Here is a 12,135-nt window from a genome sequence, read left to right on the forward strand (position 1 = left end):
CTCTGGTTGACTCCAGCACCTATTTCCTTTCCCTACTCTGGGTTACGTGCAGCGCCTCTACGACTTCATCCGCAGACACCCGACGGGCGTCGACGGCTTCTGGGCTGTCCTCTTCTTCGGGATCTCGATGATGAACGTGGCCGGGGCCGAGGGGCAGAGCACCGCCCTGCGGCTGGCCACCGTGCCGGTCGTCGCCGCGCTGACCGCCGCCCTGGCCCTGCGCCGGCGCTGGACCGTGCCGATGTTCTGGCTGTCGGCCGGCGCGGGCGTCTACCAGCTGGCCATCGGGCAGGAAATACAGTTCTGCGACGTCGCGCTGCTGGTCGTCCTGTTCACGGTGGCCGCCGCCGACGTCCCGCGCTGGGTCTCGCGCACCGCGCTCGGCGCCGGTCTGCTGGCCTCGCCGCTGTACTTCCTGCGCTTCGGCGTGGACAAGAGCGCGAGCGGCACCGAGGAGTTCCTCTTCGTCCTCTTCATGATGGTCCCCTTCGCCCTCGCCTGGGTGATGGGCGACTCGCTGCGCACCCGCCGCGCCTACTACGCCCAGCTCGTGGAGCGCAACCAGCGGCTGGAGAAGGAGCGCGAGGCGCAGGCCAAGGTCGCGGTGGCCGCCGAGCGCGCCCGGATCGCCCGCGAGCTGCACGACGTCGTCGCGCACAACGTCTCGGTGATGGTGGTCCAGGCCGACGGCGCCGCGTACGTCATGGACGTGGCGCCCGACCAGGCCAAGGAGGCCCTCCAGACCATCTCCGGCACCGGCCGCCAGGCGCTGGCCGAGATGCGCCGGCTGCTGGGCGTGCTGCGCACGGGGGAGCCGCAGGAGTCCGAGGACTACGTGCCGCAGCCCGACGTGGAGCAGATCGAGGTGCTGGTGGAGCAGGTGCGGGCGGCGGGGCTGACGGTCGACTTCGAGGTGGAGGGCGCGCCGCGCAGGCTGCCGAGCGGGGTGGAGCTGACGGCGTACCGGATCGTGCAGGAGGCGCTGACGAACACGCGCAAGCACGGGGGCCCCGACGCCAGCGCGAGCGTGCGGCTGGTCTACTTCGACGACGGGCTGGGCCTGCTCGTCGAGGACGACGGGCGGGGCGCGGCGCACGAACTGTACGAGGACGGCGGCGCGGACGGCGCCGGACACGGTCTGATCGGCATGCGGGAGCGCATCGGTATGGTCGGGGGAACCCTGGACGCGGGCCCGCGCCCCGGCGGGGGCTTCCGGATCAGTGCCCTGCTCCCGCTCAAGAAGAGTTAGCCCCGCACGGGACCGCTCGAGAAGAGTTAGAGGTAGTCACGGATGTCCATCCGAGTGATGCTGGTCGACGACCAGGTGCTGCTGCGCACCGGCTTCCGCATGGTGCTGGCCGCGCAGCCGGACATGGAGGTCGTCGCCGAGGCGGGCAACGGCCTGGAGGCGCTGGAGGTGCTGCGGGCCACGGCGGTCGACGTCGTCCTGATGGACGTGCGCATGCCCAAGCTGGACGGGGTGGAGGCGACGCGGCGGATCTGTGAGCCGGAGCAGCACCCGAAGGTGATCATCCTGACCACCTTCGACCTGGACGAGTACGCGTTCTCGGGTCTGAAGGCGGGCGCGAGCGGCTTCATGCTGAAGGACGTCCCGCCGGCGGAGCTGCTGGCCGCGATCCGGTCGGTGCACAGCGGCGACGCGGTGGTGGCGCCCTCGACGACGCGGCGGCTGCTGGACCGGTTCGCGCCGATGCTGCCGACGACGGCGGCGGAGCCGGAGAACAAGGAGATCGAGCGACTGACGGACCGCGAGCGCGAGGTCATGCTGCTGGTGGCGCAGGGCCTGTCGAACGGGGAGATCGCGGCCCGGCTGGTGCTGTCGGAGGCGACGGTCAAGACGCACGTGGGCCGCATCCTGACGAAGCTGGGACTGCGCGACCGGGTGCAGGTGGTGGTGCTGGCGTACGAGACGGGGCTGGTGCGCGCCGGCGGCGGCGGGGCGGCCTGAGCCGCCGCCCCCGGCGGCGGCACCCCGCCTACGGCAGCGGCGGCACCGCCGTGCGCAGGTGGGTCAGCAGCACCGACAGCGACTCCCACGCCGCCGGGTCGCCGCCGTCGCCCAGCGGGTAGTGCAGCCCCGGCCTGCGCTGCGGACCGACCTGGACGGGCTTGACCTCCAGCGGGGGCCGCCGCGCCCGGGTCAGCGTCGCCTCGGCCACGCCGGCGCCGCCCAGGGTGAAGGACACCGGTATGGCCGGTACGGACACCCGCGGGGTCAGGCTCAGGTCCCGCCGGCCGGGTCCGAGCGCGGCCAGCATGCTGACCAGGCCGTGCCCGGCGACGAGTTCCTGAGCCAGTCGGGCGAGCGCGTCGAGCGGCACCTCCTCGGAGGGCCCGTACCCGAGGGACAGGGTGACGTCCTCCTCGACCCCGGAGGCCGTGCGGAGCACGCGTACGGTGGCCAGCGCGGGCCGCTCCGGCGATCCGACGGCGGTGACCAGCGTCGGCTCGGGCGCCCGGCTCCGGGCCAGGTCGGTGAGCTGGCGCGGCGACCACGGCAGGTTCACGGGCTCGGCGGTGCCCCAGCCGGCGGGCGGGCCCCCGGTCAGGGTGCGCCAGGCGGCCTCCAGCGAGCGGCCGACCAGCAGCCCTTCCTCGGCGGGGTGTTCGGTGCGGAACTGCACGGTGAGCCGGCGTTCCCCCGGCGCCTCGGCCCGCCGGAACGCGGCGGCGAGCCGCGCGTTGCCCGCCTCGTCACGGACCGGGGCGAAGGTGCCGTCCTGCCAGGCCAGGACCGCGCCGGACAGGCCGTCGTAGTACCCGCAGGCGGGATCCTGGACCACCCACCGGTTCGGCGCGCCGGCGAGCGCGGTGCGCAGCGGCAGGCTGAGCCGGCAGTGGTCGGGGGTGACGACGTGCAGGGCCGCGCCGAATTCGGCGGTGGTGCGCAGGACGTCCGACAGCCAGGTGGTCAGCCCGATGACGGGCCGGTCGGCGAGGACGACGGCGGTGGACGCGGTGACGACGTCCACGGTCGGGAGGGCTCCGACGGGCGCGGGTGCCGCCGAGGCCTCGGAGGTCACCGGAACCACTGCGACGTGCCCGGCGCCCTCGGGCCAGACCGTGCCGCCGAGGACCTCGGCGAGGCGTCCGGCGACGGCCCCGGCGAGGGGGGCCGCCTCGGGTACGGCGGTGGAGGCGCGGGTCTCCGTCCACCAGACGGGGGTGGCGCAGGGCGTCCCGAGGAGGCGTTCCACCTCGCCGGGGACCTGGACGAGTACGGGTGCCTCGACGGAGACGAGCGGCCGGCCGGCCGCGCCGAGCAGCTGGATGACGGCGCCGTCCCCGACGGCCTGGGCGTCGAGGTCCGCGCCGCCCGCCGTCAGGGCCACCATGAGGGCGGTGGTGTCGGGCATCTTGGCGGTGAGGGCGATGACGTCCTTGGTCACGGTGTCAGGGCGCTTCCTGGGTCGGGGAGTCGGCGAGGGCGGTCTGCACGATCTGGTGCGGGCGTCCGCGCCGGACCAGGGTGCCGCGGCCGGGCGGCTGGGCGCTCGCGTACAGCTGCGGGAACAACTGGCCTTCGGAGCGTTCGCCGTTCATCACGAGGGCGGTGGTGCCGGACTCGCGCAGGGTGGTCATCAGCGGCTCGTACAGGGCCCGGGAGGCTCCGGCGACGCGCCGTGCGATCACGAAGTGCAGGCCGATGTCCTGGGCGGACGGCAGGTAGGGGACGAACGCCTGGAGGGGCTGCTGTCCGGCGGTGGTGAGGATGTCGTAGTCGTCGACGAGGACCACGATGCGCGGTCCGGTGAAGCCGGGGCCCTCGCCCGGTTCGGCGTCCGGGTCGATGCCGTCCTCGGGGAGCCGCTTGTCGAGTTCCTTGGCGATGCCCACGGACAGGGCGGTGGCGATCTTCGCGTTGTGCGCGTAGCCGCCGCGGTAGGGCTCGGGGACCACGCCGCGCAGCCCGCGCCTGGGGTCGTAGACGGCGAAGACCAGTTCCTCCTCGCCGTAGCGGGCGATGAGCTGGCGGGCGACGAGGGCGAGCAGGTTGGTCTTGCCGCACTCGCTGTCGCCGAGGATCAGCAGGTGCTGGTCCTGGCCGAAGAGGTCGAGGAGCACCGGGGCGAGGACGTCCTGGTCCACGCCGACGGGGATCCGGTACGGCTCCTCGTCCACGCCCGGCAGCCGGTCGGCCGGCAGGCGTGCGGGCAGGACCCGTACGGGGGAGGCGATGTCGCCGTGCCAGGTGGCGCGGACGGTGCCCGCGGCCTCCTCCAGGGCGGCGGCCAGGTCGGTGTTCCCGGCCCGGGAGTCGATGCGCGGCAGGGCGGTCTGCGCGAACAGCTTGCTGTCGGTGAGGACGCGGCCCGGGGTGTCCGGGGAGATCGTCTCGGACAGTTTGCGGTCGATGGCCGAGTCGGAGGGGTCGCCCAGGCGCAGTTCGACGCGGCCGCCGAAGAGGGACTGGTTGGCGATCCGCACGTCGTTCCAGCGGAGCATGCCGGCGACGACGTGGATGCCGTAGCCGCCGCCCCGCTTGAGGAGGTCGGTGACGGAGTCGTCGAGTTCGGAGAACTCCTCGCGCAGGGCCCCGTAGCCGTCGACGAGCAGGACGATGTCGGTGGACGCCAGCTCGGGCAGCCGGCCCCGGGAGCGCAGCTCGCGCAGCTGGTCGACGGAGTCGATGGAGTGCACGCGGAACAGTTCCTCGCGGGTGGCGAGCATGGCCCGTACCTCGGCGACCGTACGGGCGGCCCGTTCCCGGTCGGCGCGGCCGGCGATCCCGCCGACGTGCGGGAGCCCGGCGAGCGCGGCGAGGCCGCCCCCGGCGAGGTCGAGGCCGTAGACGGCGACCTCCTGCGGGGTGTGGGTCAGCGCGAGCGACAGGGCGAGGGTGCGCAGCAGGGTGGTCTTGCCGGACTGGGGGCCGCCGGTGACGGCGGTGTGCCCGCCGGCGACGGTCAGGTCCAGCTCCCAGGGGCCGCGCCACTGGCGGGCGGGGTCGTCGAGGACGCCGAGGGGCACCTTGAGCGGGGTGCGCTGCGCGGTGCCGAGCCGGAGTCCGCGTTCGGTGACGGACAGGGGTCCGGCGGCGGCGTCCAGGGAGGTCGCGTCGGGCAGCGGCGGCAGCCAGATGCGGCGGACGGGCGGGGCGGCGTCGGCGAGCTGGTCGACGATGACGGAGAGCACGCTGGGCCCGGTCTCGCGGGCGGTGGCGGCGGGCTTCTCCTCGGCGGGCTCGGCCGGGCCGGTGCTGTCCTGGAGGGTGTTGAAGGTGGGGTAGGCCAGGGCGAGCGGGCCGCGTTCGGTGTCGTCGAGGGCGGCGGCGGGGCCCCGGTAGCGGCCGGAGACGTATCCGGCCTTGAAGCGGGTGTAGGTGGAGGTGTCCACCTTGAGGTAGCCGAAGCCGGGCAGCGGCGGCAGCTGGAAGGCGTCGGTGGTGTCGAGGACGGTCCGCGACTCGTCGGCGGAGAAGGTGCGCAGGCCCAGCCGGTACGACAGGTAGGTGTCCAGGCCCTTGAGCTTGCCGCCCTCGATGCGCTGGCTGGAGAGCAGCAGGTGCACGCCGATGGAGCGGCCGATGCGGCCGATGGACAGGAACAGGTCGATGAAGTCGGGCTTGGCGGTGAGGAGTTCACCGAACTCGTCGATGACGACGAACAGGTGCGGCAGCGGCTCCAGTTCGGGCTTCTCGGCGCGCAGCACCGCGTAGTGGCCGATGTCGGCGACGTTCCCGGCGTCCTTGAGGACCTGCTGGCGGCGCTTGACCTCGCCGGCGAGGCTGGTGTGGACGCGTTCGACGAGCCCGGCCTGGTTCTCCAGGTTGGTGATGACGCCGGCGACGTGCGGGAGCTTCTCGAAGGGGGCGAAGGTCGCGCCGCCCTTGTAGTCGACGAGGACCATCGCGAGGTCCTCGGGCGAGTGGGTGGCGACGAGGGCGAGGACGAGCGTGCGGAGCAGCTCGCTCTTGCCGGAGCCGGTCGCGCCGACGCACAGGCCGTGCGGGCCCATGCCGAGTTGCGAGGACTCCTTGAGGTCGAGGAGCACCGGCCCGTGCCGGTCGTCGATGCCGATGGGGACGCGCAGGAAGTCCCGCTCGCCGCGGGGCGCCCACATCCGCTTCACGTCGAGGGCGGCGGGGTCGGCGATGCCGAGCAGGCCCATGAAGTCGACCGGCCCGGAGACGGGGGTGCCCTCGGCGACGGACTCGGCGGACAGCCGCAGCGGGGCGAGCATGCGGGCCAGGCCCTCGGCGGTGGCCGGGCCGAGGGCGTCGCTGATGCCCTCGGCGGCGGGGGCCTCGGGGGTGCGCAGGTCCCGGACGGTGACGTGGCTGCCGTCGACGGTGATCCGTATGGTCACCTCGTCGGGCTCGTGGACCTGCTCGGCGAGCAGGTGCAGCACGGTGGTGTTCATGTCGGCCAGGCCCACGGCGGTGTCGGGGCGGGGCAGTTCGACGGCGTTCTCGCCGTACTCGTCGCTGACGACGAGGAGCCGGCCGGCCATGCGCAGGGCGCGCTTGTCGGACAGGCCGCGGCGCACCTCGGCCGCGTACGAGGCCCTGCGGCGCAGGTCGGCCGCGAGGACCCCGGAGGCGAGCTGGGGCAGGCTGGGCGCGATCCGGCGGGCGGCGACGGGGCCGTCCTGTTCCTGCTGGTCGAGGACGTGGGGCAGCCACTTGGCCCACTCCCAGTCGCCGAGCCGGTCCCCGGGCACGCCGAGGGCGACGGCGACGTCGTCGGGGGCGTGCAGGACGGCGGTGTGGGCGAGCAGGGCGCGGGCGACGCGCAGCACGCCCTCGCGGTCGCCGACGATGCTGACGTTGCCGGCCCGGTCGAGGGGGACGGTCAGCGGGAAGTCGCTGGCCCGGCCGAAGCGGGCCATGAGGGCGCCGGCCTCGTTGAGCATGAACCGGTCGGGCGGGGTGAGGACGCCGCCGGCGCCCGCCGCGAGGGAGAGCTCCTGCACGGCGACGGCGCCGGTGCCCAGGCGCGGCCGCAGGAAGTCGGGGTCGGTGCGGCGCCGCTCCCACAGCCGCGCGGGGTCGCGTACGAGGTCGTACAGGGCCTCCGGCGGCGGGTTGAGGCGGCGGGCCTCGTCGCGCAGCGCCTTCTCGCGGGCGCCGAGCTCCTCGCGCTGCTCCTCCAGGTACTCCAGGTAGCGCTCGCGCTGGGCGCGGCGGGTGCGCTGCGCCTTGCCGCGCTGGGACCAGAACAGGGCGACGGCGCCGATCAGGGCGAAGACGAGGACGATCGCGCCGACGGCGGCGAACTGGCTGTTGCGGATGACGGTCATCATCACGACCGAGCCCATCACGCCCGCCATGGGCAGCAGCGCGGTGGCCGGGCTGCCGATCTTGCCCTCGGGCAGGTTGGGCGGGGCCTCGACGGAGTGGGGCTGCGCGGGGGCGGGGGGCATCGTGCCCCGGGCCGGGCGGTGGATCAGCTGCTGGGTCACCGGGCGGCTCCGGAAGCCGGGAGGGCCACGGCCCGCTGGAGCACCTCGGCGGCGAGCCGCACGGACGCCTCCCGGGTCTGGAAGGCGAGGAGTTCGGACGTGACGGCGCCGCCGGAGGCGAGGTGGCGGTCGTAGGGCAGCACGACGACGCCCGCGCCGGTCGCGCGCAGCTTCTCGACGGCCTTGCCGAGGTCGACGGCGGGGTGCGGGGACTGGACGGTGAGCACGACGACGGTCCGCGGCAGGACGGGTACCGGGAGGGAGCCGAGCCAGTCGAGGACGGCGTGGGTGGAGACGAGCCCCTCGGCGGTGGCGGGCGTGGTGAGCACGCGGGCGTGCGCGGTGTCGAGGGCGGTACGGGCGACCTCGCCGGGGAGGGTCTCGCAGTCGACGACGGTGACGCCGAAGTAGCGGCGCAGGGCGACCATCACGGTCCGGTACGTGGCGACGTCGACCTGGGCGCCGATGCGGCCCTGGCTGCCGGGCAGCAGCCAGCCGCCGTCGGGGAGCGGGACGAGGTAGCCGGTGATGTCGGTGAGCTGCATGGAGGGGCGGACGATCTGCGCGAGGTCCGCGCAGGTCCAGCGCAGGGACTGCACGCCGAGCCGCACCGGGAGGGTGCCGAGGGCGGCGTCGGCCTCCAGGGTGAGCACCGGGTCGTGGCGGAAGTGGTTGTAGGTGCGGCTGAGGAGGGCGGTGACGGTGGTCTTGCCGGAGCCGCCGCGGATGCTGGTGACGACGATCTGGCGGCCGGTGGTGACGGGCTGCTGTACCTGGGTGGCGAGTTCCGTCTCGGCGGCGACGGCCTTGGCGACGGAGGAGCCGAGCGCTCCGCGCAGGGTGCGCAGGGTGCGGCGGGCCAGCGGGTCGCCGTGGCGGGGCCGGCCGGCGGCGGCGTCGGAGCCGGGGACCGGGACGGTCTCGGGCGCACGGGCCTGTGCCTGTGCCTGCGGGACCTGGGCCTGCGGGGTGTACTGCTGCGGGGCGTAGGCGGGCCGGTGCGCCCCGGGGGCCGGCTGCTGCGGCGCGGGGGCCTGCTGGTGCGGGGCGTAGGCCGGCTGGTGTGCCCCGGGGGCCGGCTGCTGCGGGAGCGGGGCGTGCGGCTGCACCGGCAGGGGGCCCTGCGGTGCGGCGGCGGCCGTGCCCGCGCCGTGGCCCATCAGGTCGCCCAGGACGCCGGCCTGCCAGTCGCCCTGCGCGCCGGGGCCGGGCCCGCCGCCGGCCTGTCCGGGTCCGCCGACGGGCCCGGGCAGGTGTCCGTCACCGTCACGCTGGTTCATGCTCATGTCTGACATGTCTGAGTAGCAACCCTTACGCGAAGGTGCCGAGCAGCCGCCCGTACACGCCGAACACCCCGATGAGCAGCGGGAACAGCACGATGACCCCGATCGATTCGGCGGTGTCCCCGACCCGCCGCAGCCGGACCCGCACGTGCTCGGGCGGCTGGACGGCGAGGACGCCGAGCGCCGCCAGGGCCAGCACCAGCAGCACCGCGAGCGGCCCGGCCGCACCGGCCCGGCCGGCCCACACCAGCAGAGCCGCAACGGTGACCGCGGCCCCGGCCAGCAGCAGCGCGACCACCTCCGCGACGAGCGGGAACGCCCGCGCGCGCAGCCACAGTACGACGGCGACCGCCGAGGCGAGGGACACCGTCCACACGTCGGGCTCCCGCAGCGCGACCACACCGGCCGCGCCCGCCGAGACGGCGGTGGCGAGGGTGGCCAGCACCATGCCCCGGTGGGTGGCACCGAGGGCGGTGGCGACCTTGTACCGGCTGACCGAGGCCCCGCGGGCCCGCTGGTCGTCCAGGCCGGTCAGTCCGGCCGCCGCCAGGGCGAGACGCGGCAGCAGCCCGAGCAGGACCACCGAGAACACCGCCAGCACGGCCCCGGTACGGGCGCCCGCCTGGCCCTGCGCCAGCGCGGTCGCCTCCCACGCCACCGTCAGGCCCACCACGGCGGCGGCGCCCACGAACCCGCCCCGCCCGAGCGGCGTGAACCACCCCAGCAGCGCGAGTCCGACGGCCAGCGCACCCGCGACGGCGGCGAGCCGGCCCATGGCGCCCCAGTGCTGCGCGTCGCCCAGGGTCCACGCCCCGAGCACCCCGACCGCGGCGGCACAGGCCAGCAGCGCGGCCGCCAGCCCCGACCGCTTCAGCCGGCCCGCCAGCGCCCCGAGGGCACCCGCGGCGGCGGCGGTCCCGAGGAGCACCCCGGCCACGGCGCCGGGCGCGAACTCCCGCCGGGCGAACCAGCCGGCGACCAGCGCCCACAGCACGAGCCCCGCCCCGGCGGTGACCCGCCGCGCGGAGGGGCGCCAGCGCCAGGCGCGTACGTCCAGGTCCTCGGCTGCCTCGTCGGTGACGTCGTGCACCACGGGCGCGGACGGCACGTCCTGCACCCGCACGAGCCGCAGCACGGCCCCGTCGGCGATGCCGGCGTCCTCCAGGGAGGTGCCGTGCTCGATGACGGACCCGTCGGCCGTGACCAGGTGACGCAGCATCGGCTGCGCGGCCACCCGGTCGTCCAACATCCGTATGACGTCGGGCAGAAGACGCCCGACGGGCTCCTGCGAGGGGAGAACGAGATCCATCCGCCGCCGCTCACCGACCAGGGTGACCCGGCTCAAAGCCGTACCGCTCACTGCCCCCATGCTCACCACGCGCTCGAACCTATCACCGAGTACTGACCTGTCCGGGCGTCCCGACCTTGCCGATGAGGCGGTGGGAGATGAACGACCAGCCGACGCAGCCGGCGCACAGCACCGCCGCGATGACCAGCCCGGCGACGGCCTTCCCGATCCGCTCGTCGGCCACCCGCCGCCCGCGCTGCGCGCCGAACAGCACGGCGTCGCGCATCCGGCGCCGCCGCACCGCGACGGACTCCAGCAACTGGCTGTCGTAGTCCTCAGCCGCCACCCCGGCCTCCCTTCTCCCTGTCGCCCCGCACGCTAGTACGCCCCCTCACGACGCCGAAACCGGTGGCACCGGTTCCGTCATGCTCCTGCCATGTTCGCAGCCGCGGATCACACCATGCCGCCGATCCGCCGGGCCGCCTCCAGGTGGTCGACGGCGGCCAGGCCCGCGGTCCCGGCCGGCAGGTCCACCGGCTCCCAGCGCAGGTCCGGGCGGAGCACTTCGCCGGCCCGGACGCCGTCTCCGAGCACCCGGCTCCGGAACAACGGCCCTTGGCCGTACTCGTCCTGGTGGTACGTGACGCGCCCTTCGCCCTCCAGCGCGTCGAGCACGGCCTCGTCGAGCACGCCGACGGGCCGGCTGCCGAGGTAGCCCGCGAGCTTACCCGGCCGGCACATCACGCCGACGAGGTCGATGAACACCCCGGAGCAGTCACGGCTGAAGGACCCGCCGCGCTCGTAGAACAGCACCAGCGGCTCGTACAGGTCCGGCAGCCCGGCCACCGCCTGCGGCGTCCGCTCCCCGAGCCCCGCCAGCCGCACGGCCCCGGCACAGGTCTCGCGGAGCTCGGCCCCAAGCAGCGTGCGCCGGAGCTCCTCCAGTTCGGCCGCCTGCGCGGGCGGCAGCCCGAAGCCGGGGTCCACGTACGCCGTGACGTCGTAGAACGGCCACGCCTCCTCGGCCCCGCAGGCGTTCGCCCACACGGCGGCCCGCCGCAGGTACTCCCACATCAGCACCCGCCGGGACCCGCAGCGCTCGAACGCGAGGTCCCACCGCATGTCCCAGTCCACGGCCCGCAGCCGCCCCAGCATCCGCGACGCCGACACCCTCAGCCCCTCCCCGACAGCTCCTGGAGCGCGTCCAGCGACGGCGCCCGCCGTACGACCGCTCCGACGGTGACTCCCGCCTCGATCCGCCCGAGGCAGCCCTCCAGCGCCTCCGACGCCCCCGCCCCGGCACTCCGCGCGGCCCGGAACCGCAGCAGCCAGGGCACGCCCGCCCCGAAGGCCGCGTCCCCCGCCGCGCCGCGCGGCTCGTAGCCGGCCGCGCCGTCGGCGGACGCCCAGAGGAACCCGAGGAGCCGCTCCCCGCACCGCACTTCGGCGTACCGGACCGGCTCCTCGGTGGTGCACTCGTAGTCCTCTTCCTCCCCGTATCCGCCGGGAAGGAGCTTCACGAGCCGTCTCCATCGGGCGGGGACCTCGAAGTTGTCCCAGGAGTCGTCGTACTCTGCGCCCTCCACCAGCAGATCGGCAAAGCCATCGGCCGTGGGCCTGGCGTGCCAGGTCGGGTCCCCGGGGTCGGTCTCCGAACCGGTCAGCTCGGAGATCTGCTTCAGCGCGGCGGCAAGCCGGGGCGCGTTCTCTGCGGCGACCTCCGGCTGCGGTCGCTCGCGGAGGTCCAAGGTCATCCAGGCATCCGCGTGAGCGGCCAGCACGAGCAGCACCGCACCCCTGCCCCAGACATGGACCCGGAGGACGAACAGCTTCTCGGCCCGCCGCCGGACGCCGGCCTCCATCCACTCACCGGGGAACCGGAGAGCCACCGTCAGGTGCTGGTCGGGCAGCAACCGCAGGCCCGACGCCTGCCCGGCCAGCACGTCGAGCGGCACGTCACGCCGCTCGAACAGCGGCCGCCCCATGGCCGACAGCTCACAGACCTCGACCGAGCCCGTACCCCCGTCGGCGACGAGCCCGAGGGAAGCCAGGACGTCCCTGACGTCCCCCACCAGCCCGAGGGCCCACGCCACCCCGCTCGCGGGAGCATCGAGCACGGGGGCGGGCTCCCAGAACCAC

Annotated in this window: 9 protein-coding genes; 2 read left to right on the forward strand and 7 right to left on the reverse strand. The window is 74.8% G+C overall.

The genetic code is table 11. The features are described 5' to 3' along the window. Positions 1–46: 46 nt before the first annotated feature. On the forward strand, positions 47–1,249 hold the full coding sequence (locus D1J60_RS15665; protein WP_125821513.1) for a sensor histidine kinase: 1,203 nt from the start codon (positions 47–49) through the stop codon (positions 1,247–1,249). A gap of 42 nt (positions 1,250–1,291) precedes the next feature. Continuing rightward, positions 1,292–1,969, forward strand: coding sequence for a response regulator transcription factor (locus D1J60_RS15670; protein WP_125601240.1), 678 nt, complete (start codon positions 1,292–1,294; stop codon positions 1,967–1,969). Between the two features lie 28 nt (positions 1,970–1,997). Here the strand turns inward: D1J60_RS15670 and D1J60_RS15675 are convergent, their stop codons facing one another. From D1J60_RS15675 to D1J60_RS15705, 7 genes are all read right to left on the reverse strand, one after another. Then, on the reverse strand, positions 1,998–3,410 hold the full coding sequence (locus D1J60_RS15675; RefSeq protein WP_125821514.1) for a DUF6177 family protein: 1,413 nt from the start codon (positions 3,408–3,410) through the stop codon (positions 1,998–2,000). A gap of 4 nt (positions 3,411–3,414) precedes the next feature. After that, positions 3,415–7,425 (reverse strand): type VII secretion protein EccCb, encoded by a 4,011-nt coding sequence (eccCb, locus tag D1J60_RS15680; RefSeq protein WP_125821515.1) that lies wholly within the window; start codon positions 7,423–7,425, stop codon positions 3,415–3,417. Continuing rightward, positions 7,422–8,711: a hypothetical protein gene (locus tag D1J60_RS15685; protein WP_347147190.1), complete on the reverse strand. Its 1,290-nt coding sequence runs from the start codon at positions 8,709–8,711 to the stop codon at positions 7,422–7,424. The genes eccCb and D1J60_RS15685 overlap by 4 nt, the downstream gene beginning before the upstream one ends. Positions 8,712–8,736: 25 nt before the next feature. Further along, positions 8,737–10,077 carry a type VII secretion integral membrane protein EccD gene (eccD, locus tag D1J60_RS15690; RefSeq protein WP_164721065.1) on the reverse strand — a complete coding sequence of 447 codons (1,341 nt, stop codon included), beginning with the start codon at positions 10,075–10,077 and terminating at the stop codon, positions 8,737–8,739. A 22-nt stretch (positions 10,078–10,099) separates the two neighbouring features. Beyond that, the gene (locus tag D1J60_RS15695) at positions 10,100–10,282 is read right to left on the reverse strand and encodes a hypothetical protein (RefSeq protein WP_050779875.1); all 183 of its coding nucleotides are present in this window, start codon (positions 10,280–10,282) and stop codon (positions 10,100–10,102) included. Positions 10,283–10,449: 167 nt separating this feature from the next. Further along, positions 10,450–11,166 carry a hypothetical protein gene (locus D1J60_RS15700; RefSeq protein WP_125821518.1) on the reverse strand — a complete coding sequence of 239 codons (717 nt, stop codon included), beginning with the start codon at positions 11,164–11,166 and terminating at the stop codon, positions 10,450–10,452. Positions 11,167–11,168: 2 nt separating this feature from the next. Then, positions 11,169–12,113 (reverse strand): hypothetical protein, encoded by a 945-nt coding sequence (locus tag D1J60_RS15705; protein WP_241253284.1) that lies wholly within the window; start codon positions 12,111–12,113, stop codon positions 11,169–11,171. Positions 12,114–12,135: the final 22 nt, after the last annotated feature.

It is taken from the genome of Streptomyces sp. W1SF4, from assembly GCF_003950035.1.
Lineage (GTDB): Bacteria > Actinomycetota > Actinomycetes > Streptomycetales > Streptomycetaceae > Streptomyces > Streptomyces racemochromogenes.

Coding starts and splice junctions, on each gene's coding strand:
- D1J60_RS15670 (WP_125601240.1), top strand. CDS start 1,292: ATGTCCATCCGAGTGATGCTGGTCGACGACCAGGTGCTGCTGCGCACC.
- D1J60_RS15685 (WP_347147190.1), bottom strand. CDS start 8,711: ATGAGCATGAACCAGCGTGACGGTGACGGACACCTGCCCGGGCCCGTC.
- eccD (WP_164721065.1), bottom strand. CDS start 10,077: ATGGGGGCAGTGAGCGGTACGGCTTTGAGCCGGGTCACCCTGGTCGGT.
- D1J60_RS15695 (WP_050779875.1), bottom strand. CDS start 10,282: ATGCGCGACGCCGTGCTGTTCGGCGCGCAGCGCGGGCGGCGGGTGGCC.